This window comes from Methyloversatilis sp., from assembly GCF_030696805.1.
Classification (GTDB): Bacteria; Pseudomonadota; Gammaproteobacteria; order Burkholderiales; family Rhodocyclaceae; genus Methyloversatilis.
Map to the genome: position 1 here is coordinate 187,271 of NZ_JAUYRO010000037.1, position 23,543 is coordinate 210,813.

General features: G+C 66.0%; 14 protein-coding genes. 5 read left to right on the forward strand and 9 right to left on the reverse strand.

The features are described 5' to 3' along the window. Nucleotides 1-5: 5 nt before the first annotated feature. A complete protein-coding gene (locus tag Q8R75_RS06110) occupies nt 6-929 on the forward strand; it encodes a hypothetical protein (protein WP_305612062.1) in 924 nt (307 codons plus the stop codon). A gap of 41 nt (nt 930-970) precedes the next feature. Here the strand turns inward: Q8R75_RS06110 and Q8R75_RS06115 are convergent, their stop codons facing one another. Continuing rightward, nucleotides 971-1,450: a hypothetical protein gene (locus Q8R75_RS06115; RefSeq protein ID WP_305612060.1), complete on the reverse strand. Its 480-nt coding sequence runs from the start codon at nt 1,448-1,450 to the stop codon at nt 971-973. Between the two features lie 119 nt (nt 1,451-1,569). On the opposite strand from Q8R75_RS06115, the gene Q8R75_RS06120 reads away from it, so the two are divergent. Beyond that, on the forward strand, nt 1,570-2,037 hold the full coding sequence (locus Q8R75_RS06120; RefSeq protein ID WP_305626045.1) for a putative toxin-antitoxin system toxin component, PIN family: 468 nt from the start codon (nt 1,570-1,572) through the stop codon (nt 2,035-2,037). Between the two features lie 171 nt (nt 2,038-2,208). Then, a complete protein-coding gene (locus Q8R75_RS06125; RefSeq protein ID WP_305612056.1) occupies nt 2,209-4,416 on the forward strand; it encodes a TonB-dependent receptor in 2,208 nt (735 codons plus the stop codon). Here Q8R75_RS06125 and Q8R75_RS06130 read toward each other — a convergent pair. Together Q8R75_RS06130 and clpB are read right to left on the reverse strand one after the other, a co-directional pair. Next, nucleotides 4,404-5,204: a TatD family hydrolase gene (locus Q8R75_RS06130; protein ID WP_305612055.1), complete on the reverse strand. Its 801-nt coding sequence runs from the start codon at nt 5,202-5,204 to the stop codon at nt 4,404-4,406. The genes Q8R75_RS06125 and Q8R75_RS06130 overlap by 13 nt on opposite strands. A 290-nt stretch (nt 5,205-5,494) precedes the next feature. Next, entirely contained in the window at nt 5,495-8,080 is a 2,586-nt protein-coding gene (clpB, locus tag Q8R75_RS06135; protein ID WP_305663545.1) for an ATP-dependent chaperone ClpB, read from the reverse strand. Between the two features lie 147 nt (nt 8,081-8,227). Between clpB and Q8R75_RS06140 the strand changes: the two genes are divergently transcribed. Both Q8R75_RS06140 and phaP read left to right on the forward strand, forming a co-directional pair. Continuing rightward, on the forward strand, nt 8,228-9,814 hold the full coding sequence (locus tag Q8R75_RS06140; protein ID WP_305613213.1) for an acyl CoA:acetate/3-ketoacid CoA transferase: 1,587 nt from the start codon (nt 8,228-8,230) through the stop codon (nt 9,812-9,814). Nucleotides 9,815-9,839: 25 nt separating this feature from the next. After that, nucleotides 9,840-10,673 carry a TIGR01841 family phasin gene (gene phaP / locus Q8R75_RS06145; protein ID WP_305613212.1) on the forward strand — a complete coding sequence of 278 codons (834 nt, stop codon included), beginning with the start codon at nt 9,840-9,842 and terminating at the stop codon, nt 10,671-10,673. Nucleotides 10,674-10,780: 107 nt separating this feature from the next. On the opposite strand, the gene Q8R75_RS06150 is transcribed toward phaP, so the two are convergent. The 6 genes from Q8R75_RS06150 to Q8R75_RS06175 form a co-directional block, all read right to left on the reverse strand. Continuing rightward, nucleotides 10,781-11,086, reverse strand: coding sequence for a hypothetical protein (locus Q8R75_RS06150; RefSeq protein WP_069037728.1), 306 nt, complete (start codon nt 11,084-11,086; stop codon nt 10,781-10,783). 114 nt (nt 11,087-11,200) lie between these two features. Next, the gene (locus Q8R75_RS06155) at nt 11,201-14,110 is read right to left on the reverse strand and encodes an EAL domain-containing protein (RefSeq protein WP_305613211.1); all 2,910 of its coding nucleotides are present in this window, start codon (nt 14,108-14,110) and stop codon (nt 11,201-11,203) included. Between the two features lie 91 nt (nt 14,111-14,201). Then, complete coding sequence (locus Q8R75_RS06160; RefSeq protein WP_305613210.1) at nt 14,202-15,842, reverse strand: FecR domain-containing protein; 1,641 nt, start codon at nt 15,840-15,842, stop codon at nt 14,202-14,204. Between the two features lie 130 nt (nt 15,843-15,972). Then, nucleotides 15,973-17,379 (reverse strand): efflux transporter outer membrane subunit, encoded by a 1,407-nt coding sequence (locus Q8R75_RS06165; RefSeq protein ID WP_305613209.1) that lies wholly within the window; start codon nt 17,377-17,379, stop codon nt 15,973-15,975. Then, on the reverse strand, nt 17,376-20,474 hold the full coding sequence (locus Q8R75_RS06170; RefSeq protein ID WP_305613208.1) for a multidrug efflux RND transporter permease subunit: 3,099 nt from the start codon (nt 20,472-20,474) through the stop codon (nt 17,376-17,378). Before Q8R75_RS06170 ends, Q8R75_RS06165 begins: the two co-directional genes overlap by 4 nt. After that, nucleotides 20,471-23,542 carry an MdtB/MuxB family multidrug efflux RND transporter permease subunit gene (locus Q8R75_RS06175; protein WP_305613207.1) on the reverse strand — a complete coding sequence of 1,024 codons (3,072 nt, stop codon included), beginning with the start codon at nt 23,540-23,542 and terminating at the stop codon, nt 20,471-20,473. The genes Q8R75_RS06170 and Q8R75_RS06175 overlap by 4 nt, the downstream gene beginning before the upstream one ends. Between the last annotated feature and the right edge of the window lies 1 nt (nt 23,543).

Genomic DNA, 23,543 nt, shown 5'->3' on the forward strand with positions numbered 1-23,543 from the left:
CAGGCATGACGATGCGCGACGGCGTCATCGCCCTGCTGCTCGCGCTGACGCTGACCGGCCCGGTGAGCGGGCAGCCGGCAGGCCCCGCGCCGTTCAGTTTCGCCGCCTGGGGCGACGTGCCGTACAGCCGGGTCGAGCGCGACAAGGCGCGCGACATGCTGGCTGAACAGGCCGCGCTGCCCCTGGCCTTTTCGATCCACATCGGCGACATCAAGAGCGGCAGCAGCCTGTGCGACGACGCCACGTTCGCCGACCGGCAGGCCTTGCTCGACGGCTCGACCCACCCGCTCATCCTGCTGGCCGGCGACAACGAGTGGACCGACTGCGCGCGCGCATCGGCCGGCGGCTTTGCGCCGCACGAGCGGCTGGATGCGCTGCGCGCGCGCTTCTTCGCCACCGGCGAATCCTTGGGCCAGCGCCGACTCGCGCTGACGCGGCAGGACTGCTGTGCGGAAAACGTGCGCTGGTCGCATCAGGGCGTGCTGTTCGCCACGCTCAATGTGTCCGGCAGCGCGCTGCCACCTGGCCCACGCAGCGCTCAGCTCGAAGCCGCAACGCTGCAGTGGCTGGACGACATCTTCACGCAGGCGCAGACGGGCGGCGCCCAGGCGCTGGTGATCGCCTTCCATGGCAATCCGGCGTTCGCCGATCACGCGAAGGGATCGCCGCGCCCGCGTTACCGCTCGCTGCTCGACCGCCTGGCCATCGGCGCGGCCCGCTACGCGCGCCCGGTGCTGCTGATCCATGGCGACACGCACCGTTACCGGGTGGACCAGCCGCTGCACGACCCGCGCAGCGGCGCCGTGCTCGACAACGTGATGCGCCTGGAAACGCACGGTTCCCCATGGCTGGGCTGGACTCTGGTGAATGTAAATCCGGCCGCCACGCTACCTTTCAGCTTCGAACCGCGACCTCAGTGGCTGGACTGAGTGGCTGGACTGAGTGGCTGGATTGACCGGGCCGGACCGGCTCACTTCATGATGAGCGGGTCGATCATGATGTCGCGCGTGAAAAATGTGTTTTGCTCGCCGGCGCAGCTCATGAAACCGAGCGCTTCGCCGAAGCGCAGGAACTGGCCTTCGCGTTTCAGATAGGCGTTTTGCGCCTGGTAGGCCTCGGTTTCGGTCTTCAGCGTGGTCGGACAGTCGGCGAAGATGGCGTCGCCGCGTGCCTTGTGCTGCAGCACGTGCACCAGTTCGTGCAGCAGGAAGGAGTTGTCAGCGGCACTTTCCAGATCGAGCGTGTCGCGCACGTAGATGACGTAACGCTCGGTTTCGAAGGTGGCGACGATATTCGTGCAGCCGTTGCCGGTCTCGGGGCACACGGCGTCCGCGAGGGCCTGTTCGCTCATGATTTCGATCGGCGGCAGTTCGGCAAGCGGAATTTCCGGATAGCCCGACAACTTGGCGGCCAGCGTCAGCAGAAAGGACAGCAGTTCCTGGCTCACCATGAATGTGCGCTCCGGTCGGTCGTTGGTCGGGTCTTCACGCGCCCGCGCAGCGAAAGACAGCCGCGCGCGCAGGTTCGTTCGCCGGCTACACTTGCCGCCCCTCGCCTGCTTCGCTTCTTTTGGCTTCCATCGCCCTGCCCTGCCCGATGCGCATCGTCCTCGACACCAACGCCGTGCTCGACCTGCTGCTGTGGCACAACGCCGAACTCGGCTGCGTCGCACAGGCGCAGGCGGCCGGCCGTGCGCAACTGGTGTGCGACGAAGCCTGCCTGCGCGAACTGCGCACCGTGCTGCGTTACCCGAAATTCGGGCTGGACGAGACGCAGGCGGCGGCGCTGTACGAAGCCTATTGCGCGAAGCTTGAATTGTCGCCGGTGCCCGAAAGCCCCGACGCCAGCCAGCCGCGCTGTCGCGACCGCGAAGACCAGAAGTTTTTCGATCTCGGGGTGCGCGCCGGCGCCGACCTGCTGGTGACGCGCGACCGCGCACTGCTGCGGCTCGGGCGCCACCGTCTGTGCCCGCCGACCTTGCGCATCCTCGCACCACCCGCCATCCAGACGCTGTTCGCCGCCGCCGGCGGTGAGTAATTCCCGGCTTCCGTCGCGGGTCGCAGATTCAAGCTTTTCGTGAGGTTTTGTAAGTGGCCCCTGCCTATACTCCGGCCGCTTCGACAGACGTGCGCAGACACGTCGACCCACCCACGCGCAGCGCGCAACCCCGCGCGCCTCGCCGGCAGATTCCCTGAGAGAGGTCCTTGCATGATTCCCGCGCTCCGTCATACCCCGCTTGCGCTCGCACTTGCCCTGATGGGCCAGTACGCCAGCGCCGAAGAACTGAAGATTGCACCGACCGTGGTCATCACCGGTACCCGGATCGAGCAGAACTCCTTCGATCTGCCGATGGCGATCGACTCGATCGACAAGACGACCATCCAGGAACAGCGCGGCACGGTGAATCTGTCGGAAGTGATCAACCGCGTGCCGGGCGTGGCCTCGGCCGGCAAGGAAAACTACACGCAGGAACAATCGCTGACCATCCGCGGCTTCGGCGCGCGTTCGGCATTCGGCGTACGCGGCGTGAAGCTGATCGCCGACGGCATTCCGGCCAGCACGCCGGATGGTCAGGGCGGCACCGGTCTGTTCGATCTGGCATCGGCCAGCCGCATCGAAGTGCTGCGCGGCCCGTTCTCTGCGCTGTACGGCAACCACTCCGGCGGCGTCGTCCAGATCTTCACCGAAGACGGCCCGGACCGCTTCACGGTGACGCCCAGCTTCCAGTTCGGCAGCAATGGCACGCAGCGCTCAGGCGTGAAGTTCGGCGACACCGTCGGCAATTTCAACTACACCGCCAGCGTGTCGGACTTCCGCACCGACGGCTATCGCGACTACAGCCGCTCGGACAAGCAGCAGGCCAACTTCAAGGCGCGCTGGATGCTCGGCGACAAGTCGTCGCTGACCTTCGTCGGCAACTACATGCATCAGCAGGGGCAGGATCCGCTCGGCCTCACGTTCACCCAGTTGAACAGCGATCGCCGGCAGCAGGGCACGTCCAACCGCAACCTTGCCGGCAATCCCGGTACCGGCGAATTCTTCGGCACGCGGCGCACGCTCGAAAACTCGCAGGGCGGCGTAGTGTTCGACACCGCCCTGTCCGACCGCGACAGCCTGCGCGCCATGTTCTACCTGGGCAACCGCAACAACGAACAGTACCTGGCGCTGAATGCAGGTACGCAGGACAACGTCACCGCATCCGGTGGCGTTTCAGTGTTCGACCGTGACTACTGGGGCACCAGCCTGCGCTGGACGCGCAAGCTCGAAACTTTCACGTTCAGCGTCGGCGCAGAGTACGAGCGCGCCGACGAAGCGCGCAAGGGCTACCGCAACGGTACGACGTCCAGCGGTGCGCAAGCGCTGGCCGCGGTGTTCGGCTTCCGCGGCGACCTCAAGCGCGACGAACGCAACGTGGCCGAACAGACGGGCACCTTCGTCCAGGGTGAATGGGCGGTCACGAAGGACGTGTCGCTGTCGGGTGGCCTGCGCTACACGAAGATGGACTTCAAATCGAAAGACAACTTCATCTGCAATGGCGGTTGCTCCGGTACGACGAATGCCGCAGGCGTGAATCCGGACGACAGCGGTTCGGCTTCGTTCAGCGACTGGACCTATGCGCTCGGTGCCCTATGGAAGGTCACCCAGACCAGCAACTTCTATGCGAACGCAGGGCGCAGCTTCGAAGCCCCGACGCTGATCGAACTGGCCTACCGTCCGGATGGCGGCGCAGGCCTGAATTTCGACCTGAAGCCGTCGGTCAGCGACCACTATGAAGTGGGTTTCAAAACCTTCCTGAACAATTCGACCCGCCTCGACGTTGCAGCCTTCTACATCGATTCGTCCGATGAGGTGGTCATCCGCAGCAACGAGAACGGACGCGCGGTTTATCAGAACGCCGGCGACACTTCGCGTCGCGGCCTCGAACTCGCGATTGATTCCAGGCTGACTCGCGACATTGGCGCCTACGCGTCGCTGACGCTGATCAAGGCCGAATTTGAAGATGCCTTCGCGACCTGCCTGACCACGCCCTGCGCGGTCAATCAGGCAACCACGGTCGATTCGGGCAACAAGATTGCCGGGGTTGCCAACAAGTCGTTCTTCGGCGAAGTGACCTACAAGCACGATCCCTGGGGATTCAGCGGTGGCGTCGAGTACCGCGCCAGCGGCCGCATGTTCGGCAACGACACCAATGACGTGCGGGTCGGCGGTTACGGTGTGGCATCGATCCGCGGCGGCTTCACACAAAAAGTCGGCGGCTGGAAGCTGAACGAATTCGCGCGCATCGACAACCTGTTCGACAAGGAATACGTCGGTTCGGTGTACATCAACGCGGGCAATGCGCTGACCGGCCGCTATTACGCACCGGCGTCGGAGCGCACCTGGCTGATCGGCGTCTCCGCCAGCTACGCGCTGTAAACCGGTGCAGCCAACCGGGGCAGGACGCGCAGCGCGTTCGCCCCGGTGGCTTCAGTCAGTTCCTCCTCGCTGACACCACGGATGCCGGCAATCACCTGCGCGATGCGCGGGAGGTTGGCCGGCTCGTTGCGTTGTCCGGCGGCAAATTCGGGCGCGATGTCGGGTGAGTCGGTTTCGAGCACCAGCGCGTCGAGCGGGAGTTCGGTCACCAGCCGACGCAGGTTGAGCGCACGCGCCCAGGTCACGGCGCCGCCGAAGCCCAGCGCGAAACCCAGCTTGATGAATTCGTCCGCCTGCTGGCGACTGCCATTGAAGGCATGCGCGATACCGCCCGGGCCGGTGCGGCCGAACACCGCGCGCAGATGCTTCAGGATGCGGTCCTGACTGCGCCGCACATGCAGCAGCACCGGCAGGCCGAAATCACGCGCCAGTTCGAGCTGGCGCACGAAATAGTTTTCCTGCAGCGCCGGGTCGATATCGGCGACGAAGAAGTCGAGGCCGATTTCTCCGACGGCGATCACCTCCGGGTCGTCGAGTTCGAGCGCCAAAGCGTCGATATCTGAATGTCGTGCGGCGGGGACACAAAGCGGATGGATGCCGAGCGCGAAACGAAGCCTGGGCAGATCGGGCTGGCCGGCGCACACCGCCCGGACGCGACCGAAGCCCGCGCGATCGACCGCCGGCAGCACGATGGTGCCGACGCCGGCCGCACGAGCGCGTTCGATGACGCCAGCGCGGTCAGCGTCGAATTCGAATGCATCGAGATGGCAGTGCGTGTCGATCAGCATGGGGCACAAGCATAGCGGTCTGCGCCATCCCGTGCCCCGATGTGCCACCGTATGTCCGGCGGCGAGGCGGCGATCAGCGCTTCTTCTTGCCCATTTCGTTGCCGATGGCGCCGCCGGCAATCGCACCGCCGATTCGCCGAACACGGAACCCACTGGCCCGGGGGCTGTGGGAGCGGCGTCCCCGCCGCGATCCGGTCGCTGCAAAGTGTCCATCGCCACACTCATCGCGGCGGGGACGCCGCTCCCACAAAAACCTCCCGCGGGACGCTTCCGCGCGGACGGGCTCTGCGTCAGTTCGGCTTGCGGAAGCTGAAGTGTCCGCCGGCGTCCAGATCGACGACGATCACGTCCTTCGGGCCGAAGCTGCCTTCCAGGATGCGCCTGGAAAGCGGGTTCTCGATGTGCTCCTGGATCGCGCGCTTCAGCGGTCGGGCACCGAACACCGGGTCGAAGCCGGCCTTGCCCAGTTCGGCCAGAGCGGCGTCCGACACCTGCAACCCCATGTCGAGCTTGGCCAGCCGCTTTTCCAGGTAACCCAACTGGATCTTTGCGATGCTCTGGATGTTGCGTTCGTCCAGTGCGTGGAACACCACCACCTCATCGATGCGGTTGATGAACTCGGGACGGAAGAAGGTTTTCACTTCGCCCATCACCGCCAGCTTCACCACACCGTAATCCGAACCCGACATCTGCTGGATCATCTGGCTGCCCAGATTCGATGTCATGACGATGACCGTGTTCTTGAAATCGACCGTGCGTCCCTGACCGTCTGTCATGCGACCGTCGTCCAGTACCTGCAGCAGCACGTTGAACACGTCCGGATGCGCCTTTTCGACCTCGTCGAACAGGATGACGCTGTAGGGCTTGCGCCGCACCGCCTCGGTCAGGTAGCCGCCTTCGTCGTAGCCGACATAGCCCGGCGGCGCGCCGATCAGGCGGCTCACCGAGTGCTTTTCCATGAATTCGCTCATGTCGATGCGGATGAGGTGGTCTTCCGAATCGAACAGGAATTCGGCCAGCGTCTTGCACAGTTCGGTCTTGCCGACACCCGTCGGGCCGAGGAACAGGAAGCTGCCGTAGGGACGGTTCTCGTCCGACAGCCCGGCGCGCGAACGATGGATCGCGTCGGACACCAGGCGCACCGCCTCGTCCTGACCGATCACGCGCCGGTGCAGCTTGTCTTCCATCTTCAGCAGCTTTTCGCGCTCGCCCTGCATCATCTTGCTGACCGGGATGCCGGTTGCGCGCGATACCACCTCGGCAATTTCCTCGGCACCGACTTCGGTCCTCAGCAGCTTGTTGGCGGGCTTCGCCGACCCGGTCTTTTCCGCCTGATTCAGTTGCGCTTCGAGCTGCGGCAGCGTGCCGTACTGCAGTTCGGCCAGCTTGTCGAACTGGCCCTTGCGCTGCAGATCGGCCATCTGTGCGCGCACTCTTTCGATCTCTTCGCGGATGTGGCTGCTGCCGGCGACCTGCGCCTTTTCGCTCTTCCAGATTTCCTCGAGGTCGTTGTATTCGCGCGCCAGCCGCGTGATCTCTTCCTCGATCAAGCCGAAGCGGCGCTGCGACGCCTCATCGGTTTCGCGTCGCATGGCTTCGCGTTCGATCTTCAGCTGGATCAGCCGGCGATCGAGTTTGTCCATCACCTCGGGCTTGGAATCGATTTCCATCTTGATGCGCGCGGCCGCTTCGTCGATCAGATCGATGGCCTTGTCCGGCAGGAAGCGGTCGGTGATGTAGCGATGGCTCAGTTCGGCCGCGGCGACGATCGCCGGGTCGGTGATTTCCACGCCGTGGTGCAGTTCGTACTTCTCCTGCAGGCCTCGCAGGATGGCGATGGTCGCTTCCACGCTCGGCTCGTCGACCAGCACCTTCTGGAAGCGGCGCTCGAGCGCGGCGTCCTTCTCGATGTATTTGCGGTATTCGTCCAGCGTGGTGGCGCCGATGCAGTGCAGCTCGCCGCGCGCCAGCGCGGGCTTGAGCATGTTGCCGGCGTCCATCGCGCCTTCGCCCTTGCCGGCGCCGACCATGGTGTGCAGTTCGTCGATGAACTTGATGATGCGGCCCTCATCCTTGGCCACCTCATTGAGCACGTTCTTCAGCCGCTCCTCGAATTCGCCGCGGTATTTGGCACCGGCCAGCAGACCGGCCATGTCGAGCACCAGCACGCGCTTGCCCTTCAGCGATTCCGGCACCTCCTCATTGACGATGCGCTGCGCCAGACCTTCGACGATGGCGGTCTTGCCGACGCCCGGCTCGCCGATCAGCACCGGATTGTTCTTGGTGCGCCGCTGCAGGATCTGTATCGCGCGGCGGATTTCGTCGTCGCGCCCGATCACCGGGTCGAGCTTGCCGGCGGCGGCGCGCTCGGTCAGGTCGACGCAGTACTTCTTCAGGGCTTCGCGCGAGCCTTCTGCTTCCGCGCTGCCGACCGAGGACCCCCCGCGCACCTGTTCGATCGCCTTTTCCAGCGTCGTGCGGTCCAGTCCCGACTGCTTCAGCAGACGGCCGATATCGCCCTTGTCGCTGGCGGCAGCGAGCAGGAACATTTCGGACGCGATGAACTGGTCACCACGCTTCTGCGCCTCGCGATCGGCGAGGTTCAGCAGATTGGTGAGGTCGCGGCCGATCTGCACTTCACCGCCATGGCCCTCGACGGTCGCAATGCGCGACAGCGCCTCCTCGACCGACTTCTTCAGCGGTGCGACATTGGCGCCTGCGCGCTGCAGCAGCGACGTGGTGGCACCGTCGTCCTGGTTGAGCAACGCGAGCAGCAGGTGGGCCGGCTCGATGTACTGGTGATCGCGGCCGACCGCAACGCTCTGGGCGTCGGCGATGGCCTGCTGGAATTTGGTGGTCAGCTTGTCGAAGCGCATTGGGGGGTCTCCCGAATCAAGGTCTGCACGGTATCTGGGGCAGACACTGCGCTTTTCAATCGGGCTGCGCTTGATGCGGATCAATTCGCGATGCACAGGCCGCGCGGGCTCCGGTACAGTAAGCCGGTCCGACACGTGCCATTCACGATGACCGCAACGCCCAAGACCGCCAGCAAGATCATGAGTGCCGCCGACGCGGTTGCCCGCATTCCCGATGGCGCCAGCGTGGCCACCACCGGTTTCGTCGGCATCGGCTTCGCCGAACATGTGGCGATCGCAGTCGAACAGCGCTTCATCGACACGCGGCATCCGCGCGACCTCACCCTTGTCTATGCGGCGGGCCAGGGCGACGGCCACTCGCGCGGGCTGAATCACTTCGGCCACGAAGGCCTGGTGAAGCGGGTGATCGGCGGCCACTGGGGGCTCGTGCCGCGGCTGCAGGCGCTGGCCGTGGCCAACCGCATCGAAGCCTGGAATCTGCCGCAGGGTGTGATATCGCAGCTGTTCCGCGACATCGCGGCGCATCGGCCGGGCCAGCTTACGCGCGTCGGACTCGACACCTTCGTCGACCCGATCCACGGCGGCGGCCGGATCAATGCAATCACGACCGAAGACCTGGTCACCCGCATGCGCATCGGCGATGAAGACTTCCTCTTCTACAAGGCTTTTCCCGTGACCGTCGCCATCGTGCGCGGCACCACTGCAGACACCGACGGCAATGTGACGATGGAGCGTGAGGCGCTGACGCAGGAAGCGCTTGCGGTCGCGATGGCGGCGCACAACGCGGGCGGTCTGGTCATCGTGCAGGTGGAACGCGTTGCCGCGCGCGGCTCGCTGCATCCGCGCCAGGTGAAGATCCCCGGCGTGCTGGTCGATTGCGTCGTCGTTGCGCCACCCGAGCATCACATGCAGACCTTTGCGTCGCACTACAACCCGGCGTATTCGGGCGAAGTGCGGCTGCCGCCGGGCTCGCACCCGGCGATGCCCCTGGATATACGCAAGGTGATCGCTCGCCGCGCCGCGCTGGAACTGAGACCCGGCGACGTGGCGAATCTGGGCATCGGCATGCCTGAAGGCGTGGCGTCGGTGGTGGCCGAAGAAGGCCTGAGCGATGCCGTCACGCTGACCGCCGAACCGGGTGTCATCGGCGGCATTCCTGCAGGCGGTCTGGACTTCGGGGCGGCGGTGAACACCCAGGCGGTGATCGATCAGCCTTATCAGTTCGATTTCTACGACGGCGGCGGACTGGACATCGCAGTACTCGGCTTGGCGCAGGCGGACGCCGAAGGCAATCTGAACGTATCCCGATTCGGTTCGCGCCTCGCGGGTGCCGGTGGCTTCATCAACATTTCGCAGAATGCGCGCAGACTTGTGTTTGCCGGCAGCTTCACGACCGGTGACAACAATATCGCGATCGAACGAGGCGCGCTGCGCATCCGGCGCGATGGCGACCGGATGAAGTTCGTGCAGGCAGTCGAACACCGTACATTCAGCGGACGCGAGGCGCTGCGCCGTGGCCAGCAAGTGCTCTACGTCACCGAGCGCTGCGTATTCCGTCTGATCGACGGCGGACTCGAACTGATCGAAATTGCACCGGGCATCGACCTCGAGCGCGATGTGCTGGCCCGCATGGCCTTTGTGCCCGTCATATCATCGTCGTTGCGGACGATGGATCCGGGCATCTTTGCCGACACCGTCATGGCGCTTGACGCGCAGTGGCGGCAGAATCCCTGACGTTCACCTCACAAGGAGTCGTGCCATGAGCAATCCCGAGCAGATGTCGGAACTGCAGAAGAAGAACATCGAGGCGGCGATGCGTCTGGCGCAGCTGTCGATGGAAAATTCGCAGCGCATCATGCAGCTGCAAGTGTCGACCGCCCGCGCACTGTTCGAAGAAAGTGTGGCAAACGCCCGAGCGTTGGCCGACGTGCGAGAACCGGTGAATCAGGTCGAACTGCGTTCGCAACTGGCTCGATCCACCACCGAAAAGATGCTTGGTTGCGCGCGCCAGATTGCCGAGATCACCTCTGAAACCCAGGCGGAATTCGGCCGGCTGGTCGGCGAGCAGCTGAACAGCGGCGGCTCCGACCTGATGGACAGCCTGCGCAAGCTGCTGGTCGGCATGCCGATAACGAGCACGCAGTCGATGGGTTCGATGCAGGAAGCCATCGACAAGGCGCGCGGAGCGTTCGAACAGATCAGCGCGCTCACTCGCAGCGCGTTCGAGCAGTTTGCCGGCGGGGCGACGGCCGCACAGGCGCGGCCGAAAATGGCCCCGGAACCCGCTGCGCCGGAAAAGGTTGCGACGCCGACCACGGCGCCGAGGGTTGCCGCTGTACCGGTTGCACCTGCCGCAAAGCAGGCATCTCGGCCGGCCGTGAAACCGGTGGGCAAACGGGCCGCCGCAAAACCGGCAGCTGGAAAAACCGCCGCCAGCCCGGTCGTCAAACCCGCCGCCAAAGCTACCAGGCCTGCGGTGAAACCTGCGACCAAGCCGACTGCTCCGGTCAAGACAGCGCCGACCAAGGCTGCATCGACAAAAGTAGAAGCGACCAAAGCGGCACCCGCGACACGCAGCAAGAAGGCCGACTGATCGGCACTGCCGCAGCGTCAGCAGAAAGCAAAACGACCCGGGTGGCTCAGGCCACCCGGGTCGTTTTGCTTTCCAGGGCTATTGACCGGAAACCCGGTCCGGCAGAATTACTTGCCCAAGCCCTTGAACGATGCCATTGCGGCCTGACCGGCTTCGGTCGCGAACGCGGTGAAAGTCTGGCCTTGCGCCTGCAGCAGCTTGAACAGCGCGGTGTTGGCTTCCACGTTGAAGCGGATCAGCTCTTCCGGGGTCTTCAGGCTGGCGGCCTTCTGCGCTTCGGACTGGAAGAAAGCCATCAGTTCTTCGCCGGATTTCTTCTGCAGCTCGATCGACTTGGCAATGGTCTGCGCCTGGATTGCCATCAATGTCTGAACTGCTTCCATCGGCTTCTGAAAATCGGGTTTTGTCGTCATGATGTGTCTCCTTTGGTTATGTTGCAGTGCAACAATGAACGTAGATTACCCCTTCCGTTCGGGATGTCAATCTCTTTTTGATGCTGTTACTTTACCGCCCCTTTCCCCCCCGGTTCAAGACTTGATCAGTCTGAGGGCGCGCGGTTCGCTGCGCTGCATGCTTCCCAGGATGTTGTTGGCCAGCAGGTCGGCCGCACTGAGCGGACGCGAGAACAGATAGCCCTGCACGACATCGCAGCCCTGCGCCGACAGCCGCGAAAGCTGTTCTTCGCTTTCGACGCCTTCCGCCACGACCCGCATGCCCAGACCGTGTGCCAGCGCGATTGTCGCGCGCACGATGGCTTCGTCGTCGACATCGTGCACCAGGTCGCGCACGAAAGACCGATCCACCTTCAGTTCATCGATCGGAAAGCGCTTCAGATAGGACAACGATGAGTAGCCGGTGCCGAAGTCGTCGACCGACAGCGACACACCAAGTGCGTGAATATCGGCCAGCAGCGCCGCAACGTGATCGACGTCGCTCATCGCGGTGGTTTCAGTCAGCTCCAGTCGAAGCAGCGACGGTTCGATGCCGGAACGTGTCAGCGCGTCCGAAACGCGACGCACCAGCGAACGTCCGAGGCACTGGCGCGCCGACACATTCACGGCGACCGGTACGACGTTCAGCCCCTGACGCGACCACTCGGCGATCTGCCGGGTGACGGCCTGCAGTACCCAGTCGCCGATCTCCTCGATCAGGCCTGATTCTTCGGCGACCGCGATGAAATCGACCGGCTGCAGCAATTCGCTTCCTGCGCTCGCTGTGCCGCCTTCACGCCGGAAGCGCAGCAGCGCCTCTAGCGCCGACAGACGACCGCTCGCCAGTTCGTACTGAGGCTGGTAATGCACCTCGAAACGATTCTGTTCGAGCCCGCGGCGCAGATCCGATTCGAGTTCGATCCAGTCGCGCGCGCCGGCACTCATGTCGTGCGCGTAGAAGTGGATGGCCGCACCCGCCTGCGACTTGCTGCGGTACATCGCTGTATCGGCCATGGCGAACAGCACGTCCGGGTCGCTGCTGTCTTCATGCGCGATGGCCACACCGATGCTGCACGAAAAGCGGAAATCGACACCGTCGAGCGTGATCGTCTGGCCGACCGCCTGCATCACCTTGGCCGCCACACGCGACACGGCTTCGCGATCGCCCAACCCCTGCAGGATGATCATGAATTCGTCGCCGCCCCAGCGCGCCACGGTGTCGCTGGCGCGGCAAACCGCGCGCAGCCGGCTGGCCAGCGTGGTGAGCACGGCGTCGCCCTGCTGATGGCCCAGGCTGTCGTTGATGCGCTTGAAACGATCAAGGTCGACGAACATCACGGCCACCACGCCGGCGTCACGCTGCGCCAGCACCTGACGCAACCGGTCACGCAGCAGCAGGCGGTTGGGCAGGCCGGTCAGTGCGTCGTGCGTCGCCTGATGTGCCAGACGTTCGGCCGCGTCGACAGTGTCACTGACATCGTTGAGCACCAGAACGACGCCTTCTATCCGACCGGATGCATCGAACAACGGGCTGACCGACAGACGCAGCGCACGCGCCGGGCCGTCACGACCTGCCGGCATGCTCACGTGGCCCGGCCGCGTCACCGGCTGCGCCGTATCGCGGCAGCGCTCGGCGAGCGCCGTCGTTTCGATCAGCAGATCGCGGCCGAGTACCACCAGTTCACCGAGCGCACGCCCTTGCACGTGATCGATCGTCGAACCGACCAGCAGCAGCGCCTGCCGGTTCAGATAGCGGACGTTCAACTGCATGTCGAGCCGGAATACCGCATCTGAAATGGCCTGTAGCGTGGCATCCGCGCGCGCATTGACGCGATTGAGGCGCAATCCGAGGCGCAGGGACTGGGTAGCCAGCCAGCCGAGCGCACCCAGTGTGACGGCGATCGACACGCTGATCATCCCGAGCCAGCGGGACAGGCCGTCGAGCAGCACAAGCGTACCCAGCCAGGGCAGCAGCACGCCCATGACCACCAACGCAACATCGCGCAAGCGGCGTTTCGGCCCGACCCACGCGACGGCACCGAGCAGGAGCAGGCCGGCGCACAGGTTCCATCGCGGCGAAAGGGGTGTCACGATCGCGCCATCGCTCAGTGCCATGTAGGCACGCGCGTGGAACTCCACCGATGTCATGGGTGCGCCGTGGCCGGACGTCGGCGTCGCCAGCGGCACGCCCAGCCCCGCTGCCGTGACGCCGACCAGCACGGTCCGCCCGCGCAGCGTCTCCGGCGGCACGCGCCCCGCCAGCAGATCAATGGCCGGAATGTGACGCAGCGGCCAGTCATGCGATGACGGCAGCACGATGACTTCGTGGTCGCGCACCCACCTCCCTGCGGCCGTCGCCCCGCCATCATGCTGCCGGCCCAGACCGGCCAGCGGGCGCGGCGGCTGCGACACATCCATCAACGCCCACGCAAATGCCGGCCATTGCGGACGGTGTTCGCCGGCTTCCAGAAACAGGCGACGCGCGAGCGCATCGGCGTCGAGTTCGACATCGACATGGCCAAGCCGCGCCGCGGCCGAGGCCAGTGCCGGCAGCGGCAGCAGCGTGGCGATGCCGCCGCCCGGCCGCGCCACCGGTGCAACAGGCAGCACTACATTGCCGGCGCGTGCAATCGATTCGGCCAGACGGCCGTCTTCGCGCGGGTCCGACGACGGTTCGGCAAACATGACCGGATAGCCGATACCTGCGACACCGGCCCGGCTCAGCGCGTCGATCAGTTCGGCATGACGCGAGCGCGGCCAGGGCCATGCGCCCAGTGCCTTCAGGCTGGCCTCGTCGATGGCGATCACCAGCGGCGCACTGACTGCGCTGGCCGGCGCGTCGGCCGTCACGCCCTGCATCACCAGCTGGTCATGTACCAGCAGGTCAGCCCGCTCAAGCGCGCGCGGTGACAGGGCATGCAGTACCAGCAGGACGGCGATCGCGGCAACCCACGGCAAGCGACGGTGGTCGAGCAACGCGACAGCGAAGCGCCGCGCTGCTTTCATCGGGCAGACCCGTTGGCAGCACTTTCGGCAAACCTTCCGGCCAACCCGCCACAGCAGTCAATCGACTCGACGACATTCATGGAGGCTCCTGTCAGAACAACAAAAGCAGCGGCAACAGCCACCAGGGTTGGAAGGACAACGGCGGCTCCGGCACGGTGATGGCCTGCACTGGCGCCCAGTCACCTTCGACACCGTCGGCGGCGAAGCTGCGCACGCGCAGCAGGTAGCGTCCGGGCGCGGCATCGCGCAACAGGTAGCCGGCGCTGTCTAGCCGGGTATCGACCAGCGGCTGCGCGAAGTCTTCGCTCGTCGCGATCTGCAGTTGGTAGCTCACGCCCTCTCCCGAGTTGCGCCAGCGCAATGCCAGCCCATCGGGCGACGGGTCCGGCGCTTCCATGGCCGGACCGGGTTCGGGGCGCCGGAACGGCTGCGGATCACTGAACGGCCCAGCCCCCTCGTCGGGGTTGCTGCTGGCCACGCGCCAGAAGTAGTTGCCGGGTGGCAATGTGGCATCGGACACATACGCCGGCTCGGTGAGCGCTTTCTGATCGACGATCAGACTGTCGAAACGTTCACTCGCGGAAAGCTGGAGGCGCCAGCGCTCGTCTGCGCGCGCCCGGCTCCAGCTCATTGCCGGCCGGTCGTCGCTGATGCGGGCATTCGGCGCCGGGCTGACAAGTACCGGCGGTTCCGGCCGCGCGTCCAGCGTCAGCGGCCATTCCGCGTCGCGGCCTTCAAGGCCGGTCGCATCGACGCCGCGAACCCGAACCCGGTACTCGCCGTCGGGCAGCGTGGCGACTGCGACGGCGGCCTGCGCCGAAGTATGGTCAGACAGTACGGTATCGAAGCGGGCATCCTGCGCGACCTGCACGCGGTAGGCCGTGGCGTCGGCGAGCGCCGGAAAGGGCAGATTGAGCGGCAGACGGTCGGCGAACAGTATCTGCGCGGCGGGCGCGGGCAGCAGCGCGCGCGGTGGCGCAATCGGCGCGCCGCGCACGGCCGAAGCGCCCTGCCCGGCAGCCACCTGCTGTTCGCCGGTCGCATTGCCGAAGGCGACGCGACCTTCGATGACTTCGTTGCGCGTATCGGCATCACCGGCATGCACACGAAAACGCGTGCCGCGCACGGCGGCGATCGCGGCCGGCGTATCGATCTCGAACCGGCTCGCCGTGCCGCTGCGCGGTACCACCAGACTTTCCAGCGAGCCGCGCAGCAGGTCGAGCCGCACCCAGGTACCCGCGCCGGCTGCGAAATCGGCGGACTGGCGCACGCCCAGTTCGCTGCCCGGACGCAGCTGTACGCGGCTGCCGTCGCTGAACCCGAGTGCCGCACTGCCTGCTTCGCCGGTCAGCACGCGCGTGCCAACGGCCAGCAACTGGCCGGCCACCGCTGCGCTGCGCCGCCCGTCCGCGGCGATCACTACCACGTCGCCCTGAACCGCGTCGAGCCTCACCTCGCGCGTGCGCAGTTTCAGCCAGCCTTCTGGAATCAGCAGCCGGGTGCCGGGCTGCATGCGGCGCGGCTCGGTGATCCGGTTGTAGCGCTGGATGCGCGGCCAGTAAGACAGATCCTTCAGATAGCGCTGGGTGAGGTTCCACGGGTTATCGCCCTCGCGGACGATGTAGGCGAAATCGGCCGCCTGTGCGGACGATGCCAGGCTGGCCAGCACCGGCAACACCGACAGTGCAAGCAGGCGGAACAGTAAACCGGCGGACGACGGTCGTACGGGCATCGGAACCTCGGGCGGGCGGCGGCGGCGAACATATGCCTTGATCGTAGTCGCATCGCAGACGCTCCGCCATCCGTCGTCCGGCCTAGCCGTCACGGGGTTGCTCGGGCGCTCAGGGTGAAGCCGCCAACCCCTACCAGCCGCCGCCGACTGCCTTGTTCAGCAGCGCGCTGGCCGAGAACTGGCGGCCGCGCAGCTGGGCCAGGCTGCGTTCGTTGTCGAGCGCGGTGGTCTGCGCAGTGATCACTTCGGTGTAGTTGGCGATGCCCGCGCGGTAGCGGTTGAGTGCCAGCGTTTCCGCCTCGCGCGACGCTTCGAGCGCCTGCGCGCGCAACGCCGCTTCATCTTCCAGCAGGCGCAGCGCACTCAGGTTGTCTTCCACCTCCTGCAGCGCGCCCAGCACGGTCAGACGGTACTGGGCGACCGTGATGTCGTGCGCCGCTCGCGCCGATTCGATCTGCGCATCACGCCGACCGCCGTCGTACACCGCCTGCGCCACGCTGAGGCCGAACGACCACACGAGGTTGGACGCCGAGAACCACTGCGCGAACTGGTTGCCGGCATAGCCGGTCGAGGCATTCAGCGTCAGCGACGGAAACCAGGCCGCCTGCGCCACGCCGATACGCGCGTTGGCGGCGGCCACGCGACGTTCAGCCGCCGCAACGTCGGGGCGCCGCTCAAGCAGGGTCGACGGCAGACCGACCGGCGTGGCCGGTGGTGCGGCGGGCCAATCGGCCAATTCCAGTGCGAACGCGGATGGCGGCGCGCCGATCAGCACCGCGATGGCGTTCTGCAACTGGGTCCGCGTCAGATCGAGATCGACTGCCTGCGCCTGGGCCGCGCGCAGCTGCGCCAGCGCCTGCACCTCGTCACCGCGCGTCGAAACACCCGCGGCGACGCGGTTGCGCGCCAGTTCGAGCGCGCGCTCGAAGGACGCGACGGTGCGCCGGTACAGGTCGCGCTGATGGTCGGTTGCGCGCAACTGGAAGTAGTTCTGCACCAGTTCGGCGTGCAGGCTCAGCCGCACCGACGCCAGGTCGCCGGCGCTGCCGTCGAGTTCGGCACCGGCTGCCTCGACCTCGCGCCCGATGCGCCCCCACAGATCCGCCTCCCAACTGGCATCCAGGCCGAGCTGGGTGGTGTTGGACTGGTTCGCCGAGCGGCCTTCGATCGCCGCACCACGGCTGCGCCGGGCCGCCGCTGTCAGGCCGATTTCGGGCGTGTAGCCGGCACGCGCAAGCTGTGCGGCGGCGCGCGCCTGACGGAAACTGCCGAGCGCGGACTGCAGGTCGGGGTTGGCCGCGTCGAGCCGGACGATGAGGTCATCGAGCACCGGATCGCCGTAGGCACGCCACCATTCACCGCGCGGCAGATGGTCGGCCGGCTCGGCCGGCTTCCAGCCTTCGGCAGCGCGGAAATCGGCGGGCATGTCGAACGCCGGTCGCTGGTGATCGGGACCGATCGAGGTGCAGCCTGCGGCAGACAATGCCAGCAGAAGTGCGCACAGGAAGGGAGATGGACGGAGGAGCAGCGTGTTCATGGCGTCACCGTGCGGCCGCGGCCGGCAAACCACCGGCGGCTGTAGCGGCTGAAACGTTCGAGATAGAGATAAGTGACCGGCGTCGTGTAGAGCGTCAGCAACTGGCTCACCACCAGCCCGCCGACCACCGCAATGCCCAGCGGCTGGCGCAGTTCCGAGCCTTCGCCGAAGCCGATGGCCAGCGGCAGTGCGCCAACCATGGCGGCCAGCGTGGTCATCAGGATGGGCCGCAGCCGCATCAGGCAGGCTTCGCGGATCGCCTCGTGCGGCGCGCAGCCACGGTTGCGTTCGGCGTCGAGCGCGAAGTCGATCATCATGATGGCGTTCTTCATGACGACGCCGATAAGCAGCAGCAGGCCGATGATGGCAATCAGACCGAACTCGATGTTGAACGCCATCAGTGCGAGGATGGCGCCGATGCCGGCCGATGGCAGCGTGCTCAGGATGGTCAGCGGATGAATCAGGCTTTCGTACAGGATGCCGAGCACCAGATAAACCGCAATGATGGCGCCCAGTACCAGCAGTGGCTGGTTCGACAGCGAATCCTGGAAGGCGCGCGCCGAGCCCTGGAAGCCGGCATTGACGCTGGCCGGCACGCCGATCTCCCGCATGGCGATACGGATGCTTTCCATGCCCTGCGCCAGCGTCACGCCCTCGGCGGTGCCGAATGAAATGGTGGTCGACACCTTGCCGCCCAGATGCGAGATCGACAGCGGCATGGTGCCCTGGGTCACGCGGGCAAAACTGTCCAGCGGCACCAGCTGGCCGTCGGCGCCCGCGACGCGCACCGCGTCGAGCGCCGAAATGTCCTGCGCGCGCGCCGGATCGACCTCCAGCACCACCTTGTACTGATTCAGAGGCTCATACAGCGTACTGATCTGGCGCTGCGCGAACGCGTCGTTGAGCACCTGATTCACGCCACCCGGCGTGATGCCCAGCCGCGCCAGCGTATCGCGGTCATACATCAGCATGGTTTGCGAGGCGCGGTCTTCCTGGTCGGTCGATACATCAACCAGTTGCGGCAGGTCGCGCATCGCAAAGCGCACCTTCGGCTCCCATTCGCGCAGCACGCTGAGGCTGTCGGCGGTCAGCGTGAACTGGTATTGCGACGACGAGCGCAGGCCGCCGATGCGCAGGTCCTGCGCCGCCACCAGAAACAGCGACACGCCTTCGATGCGCCCCAGCTTGCCGCGCAGCCGGCCGATCACCTGATCCGCCGTTGCATTGCGCTCCGACAGCGGCTTCAGATTGACGAAGAAACTGGCGTTGTTCGCCCCGCCACCGCGTCCGCCACCTGTGAAGGCGCTGACATTGGCCACCGCCGGATCGGCGCGCACCACCTCGACTGCCTGTTCCATCTTCTTCGTCATCACCTGGAAGGACGTGGTCTGGTCTCCGCGCAGGCTGCCGAACAGGCGGCCGGTGTCCTGGTTCGGAAAAAAACCCTTGGGCACGATGACAAACAGCCAGAGGTTGAGCGCGACGGCGCCTGCAAAGATGAGCATGACGATGCGCGTGTGGCGCAACGCCCAGTCGAGACTATGCGAGTAGGCAAGCTGGATGTCGTCGAACACGCGCGCCAATGCGCGCTGCCAGCGTGCTTCCTGCTCGACCGGCTGATGGCGCAGCAGGCGCGCGGCCAGCATTGGCGCCGCCGTCAACGACACCACCATGGACACCAGTACGGCGACCGACAGCGTCAGCGCGAATTCGCGGAACAGCCGGCCGACGATGCCGCCCATCAGCAGGATGGGGATGAATACCGCCACCAGCGACAGGCTGATCGCCACCACCGTGAAGCCGACCTCGCGCACGCCCTTGACCGCCGCTTCGAAGGGCTTCATGCCACGCTCGATGTGGCGCGCGATGTTCTCGATCACCACCACCGCATCGTCGACCACGAAGCCGGTGGCAATCGTCAACGCCATCAGCGACAGGTTGTTCAGGCTGAAGCCCAGCAGGTACATCACCGCCAGGCTGCCGGCCAGCGACACCGGCACGACGATGGCCGGGATCAGCGTCGCGCGGGCATTGCGCAGGAACAGGAACACCACCAGGATGACCATGCCGACCGCGATGGCCAGCGCGATCTCCACCTCGTGCAGCGCGCTGCGTATGGTGACCGAGCTGTCCGACACCACTTCGAGCTTCGCCGAGGCCGGGAGGCTGGCCGCCAGTTCCGGCAGCAGCGCGTGCACCCGTTCGACGGTTTCGATCACGTTGCTGCCCGGGCGCTTGGTCACCACCAGCAGCACCGTCGGCTTGCCATTGGTCAGACCGAGGTTGCGCACGTCCTGCACCGATTCGGTCACCATCGCGACATCGCCCAGGCGCAACGTGGCGCCCGAGGTGTGACGCAGGATCAGCGGCACGTAGTCGGCCGCGCGGCGCACCTGGTCATTGGCGTCGATCTGCCAGTAGCGGTCGCCCGATTCGACGAAACCCTTGGGGCGATAGACATTGCTTTCGCTGATCCGCGTGCGCACGTCTTCCAGCGTCAGGCCGTGCTGGTGCAGCGCGTCCGGATTCACCTGCACACGCACCGCCGGCGGCGACCCGCCCCCTACGGTGACTTCGCCGATACCCGGAATCTGCGCCATCTTCTGCGCCAGCACGGTCGAGGCGATGTCGTACAGGCGCGGAATCGGCACCGTGTCCGAGGTCAGCGCGAGAATCATGATCGGCGCGTCGGCCGGATTCACCTTGCGATAGCTCGGGTTGGACGGGAGGCTGGTCGGCAGGCTGGCGCGCGCGGCATTGATCGCCGCCTGCACGTCGCGCGCCGCGCCCTCGACGTCGCGCTCCAGCTCGAACTGCAGCGTCACCCGGGTATTGCCCTGCGAACTGCTCGACGTCATTTCGGTGACGCCGGCGATGCGCCCCATGGTGCGTTCCAGCGGTGTGGCCACGGTCGCCGCCATCACTTCCGGGCTGGCGCCGGGCAGCGACGCACTGACCGATATGGTCGGGAAGTCGACCTGCGGGAGTGCGGCCACCGGCAACAGCACGAACGCCAGTGCGCCGGACAACGCGATGGCTGCGGTCAGCAGCGTGGTGGCAACCGGCCGGTAGACCGACCAGGCCCAGCCGCTCACGTCCGATGCTCCCGGGCCGCGGGCGCGCGCGCCGCGAACAGCCGGCCGAATGCAAGATAGATGACCGGTGTGGTGTACAGCGTCAGCACCTGGCTCACCAGCAGCCCGCCGACCATCGTCAGTCCCAGCGGGTGGCGCAGTTCCGACCCCATGCCACCGCCCAGCATCAGCGGCAATGCGCCGAGCAGTGCCGCCATCGTGGTCATCAGGATGGGGCGCAGGCGCAGCAGGCAGGCCTGGTAGATCGCGTCGCGCGGCGCCATGCCCTGCGTGCGTTCGGCGTCGAGCGCGAAGTCGATCATCATGATCGCGTTCTTCTTGACGATGCCGATCAGCAGGATGATGCCGATCACCGCAATCATGTCGAGCGCGTGGCCGGTGCCGAGCAGCGCCAGCAGTGCGCCGATCGCCGCCGACGGCAGCGTGCTCAGGATGGTCAGCGGATGGATGAAACTTTCGTACAGCACGCCCAGCACGATGTACATGGCCGCCACCGCGGCGAGAATGAGCCACAGCGTGTCGCTCAGCGAGGCGCGGAAGGCTTCGGCCGAACCTTCGTAGGTCACGGTCAATGTGGCAGGCATGGCGAGCGCGTGGCGCGTGTCGTCGATGGCATCGACCGCTTCGCCCAGCGACACCCCATCGGGCAGGTTGAACGACACCGTGGCAGCCGGAAACTGGCCCTGCCGGCCGATCGACAGGCGGGCTGGCCGCTCTTCGATGCGCACCAGACTGCCCAGCGGAATCTGCTCGCCGGCGGACGACATCACGTGGATCTGCGAAATCGCTTCCGGCCCCTGCTGGAACTGCGGCTGGACTTCCAGCACCACGCGGTACTGGCTGGACTGCGTGAAGATGGTCGAAATGAGGCGCTGGCCGAAGGCGTTGTACAGCGCGGCATCGATGTCGGCCACGGTCACGCCGACCCGGGCGGCGGCGTCGCGGTCGATATTCACATAGGCCTGCAGACCGCCGGTCGTCAGATCGGTGGAGACGGCGGACAGCTTGTCCGACTGCTGCAGCGCTGCGACGAGCCTGGGCACCCACTCGAGCAGGTCGTCCTGATTCGTGGCCTGCACGACGAAGGGGTACTGAGCGCGACTGACCCGATCTTCGATCGTCAGGTCCTGCACCGGTTGCAGATGCAGCGTGATGCCGGGCACTTCGCGCGCCATCTCTTCGAGACGGCGGGCGATTTCGGGCGCACGGGCATCGCGGTCAGCCAGGGCTTTCAGCCGGATCTGCATGCGGCCGGTGTTCAGCGTCGGATTCTGGCCGTCGACGCCAATGAAGGAACTGATGTTCTCCACGTCCGGGTCGCGCAGCAACACCTCGGCCAGCGCCTGCTGGCGCTCGCTCATCGCGGCGAACGACACCGTCGGTTCGGCTTCCGAAATACCCTGGATCAGCCCGGTGTCCTGCACCGGAAAGAAGCCCTTGGGCACGGCGAGGTAGAGCAGCGCGGTCAGCACGAAGGTGGCGACGGTGACGACCAGCGTCAGCGTCTGGTGCTCGAGCACCCAGCGCAGCGTGCGCGCATAGCCGGCGAGCAGGCGGGCGTACCAGCCCTCATCGGCTTCATGCGCCGGTTCCGCCTTCAGCAGGCGCGCTGCCATCATCGGCGTCAGCGTCAGCGACACCACTGCCGACAGCAGGATGGCGATGGTCAGCGTGAGCGCGAATTCGCGGAACAGCCGGCCGACCACGTCCTGCATGAACAGCAGCGGAATCAGCACCGCCACCAGCGACACGGTCAGCGAAATGATCGTGAAGCCGATCTGCTTCGCGCCGTCGAGCGCCGCCTGCATCGGCGTCTTGCCCTGTTCAAGGTGGCGCGCGATGTTTTCGGTCATCACGATGGCGTCATCGACCACGAAGCCGGCCGCGATGGTGAGTGCCATCAGCGTCAGGTTGTTCACCGAAAAGCCGGCCATGTACATGACGGCGAAGGTGCCGATCAGCGACAGCGGCACGGCCACCGCCGGAATGACTGTTGCGCGGACATTGCGCAGGAACAGGAAGATGACCAGCACGACCAGCGCGACGGCCATCACCAGTTCGATCTGCACGTCGCGTACCGAGGTGCGGATCGATTCAGTGCGGTCGGTCAGCACGGCCACATCGACCGCGTCGGGCAGCGAGGCCTGCAGTTCGGGCAGCAGCGCCTGGATGCGCGACACCACGTCGATCACGTTGGCGCCCGGCTGGCGCTGGATGTTCAGGATGAGCGACGGCGTCTGGTTCGCCCACGCGGCCAGCAGCCGGTTTTCCGGACCATCGACCACTTCGGCCACGTCCTCGAGCCGGATCGGTGCGCCGTTCTTCCACGCGATGACGCTTTTCCGGTATTCGGCGGCGGAACGCAGCTGGTCGTTGGCGTCCAGCGTCGTGGCGCGGGTCGGCCCGTCGAAACTGCCCTTGGCCTGGCTGGAACTGGTGCTGACGACGGCCGCGCGCAGCTGTTCGAGGCTGAGCCCGTAGGACGCCACCGCCGACGGATTGACCCGTACGCGAACGGCGCGCCGCTGGCCGCCGGAAATGCTTACCAGACCGACGCCCGACTGCTGCGAAATCTTCTGCGCCAGCCGCGTGCTGACCGCCTCTTCCAGCAGATGCAGCGGCAGCGCATTGGAACTGATGGCCAGCGTCATGACCGGCGCATCGGCCGGATTGACCTTGCTGTAGACCGGCGGCGCCGGCAACTCCTGCGGCAGCAGCGTTGCCGCAGCATTGATCGCCGCCTGCACCTCCTGCTGTGCCGTATCGAGCGAAATGTTCAGACCGAAGCGCAGCGTGACCACCGACGCGCCGGCCGAACTGACCGAATTCATCTGCACCAGCCCCGGCATCTGGCCGAACTGGCGTTCCAGCGGCGAAGTGATCAACGAAGTGGTGAGCTCCGGGCTGGCACCCGGGTAGAAAGTGACCACCTGCATCGTCGGGTAGTCGACCTGCGGCAGCGCCGACACCGGCAGCAGCCGGTAGGCGATGAAACCGGTCACCAGCAGCGCGATCATCAGCAGCGAAGTCGCCACCGGACGCAGGATGAACAGTCTGGACGGATTCATG

Coding starts and splice junctions, on each gene's coding strand:
- Q8R75_RS06110 (WP_305612062.1), top strand. CDS start 6: ATGACGATGCGCGACGGCGTCATCGCCCTGCTGCTCGCGCTGACGCTG.
- Q8R75_RS06115 (WP_305612060.1), bottom strand. CDS start 1,450: ATGGTGAGCCAGGAACTGCTGTCCTTTCTGCTGACGCTGGCCGCCAAG.
- Q8R75_RS06125 (WP_305612056.1), top strand. CDS start 2,209: ATGATTCCCGCGCTCCGTCATACCCCGCTTGCGCTCGCACTTGCCCTG.
- Q8R75_RS06130 (WP_305612055.1), bottom strand. CDS start 5,204: ATGCTGATCGACACGCACTGCCATCTCGATGCATTCGAATTCGACGCT.
- clpB (WP_305663545.1), bottom strand. CDS start 8,080: ATGCGCTTCGACAAGCTGACCACCAAATTCCAGCAGGCCATCGCCGAC.
- Q8R75_RS06140 (WP_305613213.1), top strand. CDS start 8,228: ATGACCGCAACGCCCAAGACCGCCAGCAAGATCATGAGTGCCGCCGAC.
- phaP (WP_305613212.1), top strand. CDS start 9,840: ATGAGCAATCCCGAGCAGATGTCGGAACTGCAGAAGAAGAACATCGAG.
- Q8R75_RS06150 (WP_069037728.1), bottom strand. CDS start 11,086: ATGACGACAAAACCCGATTTTCAGAAGCCGATGGAAGCAGTTCAGACA.
- Q8R75_RS06155 (WP_305613211.1), bottom strand. CDS start 14,110: ATGAAAGCAGCGCGGCGCTTCGCTGTCGCGTTGCTCGACCACCGTCGC.
- Q8R75_RS06160 (WP_305613210.1), bottom strand. CDS start 15,842: ATGCCCGTACGACCGTCGTCCGCCGGTTTACTGTTCCGCCTGCTTGCA.
- Q8R75_RS06165 (WP_305613209.1), bottom strand. CDS start 17,379: ATGAACACGCTGCTCCTCCGTCCATCTCCCTTCCTGTGCGCACTTCTG.
- Q8R75_RS06175 (WP_305613207.1), bottom strand. CDS start 23,542: ATGAATCCGTCCAGACTGTTCATCCTGCGTCCGGTGGCGACTTCGCTG.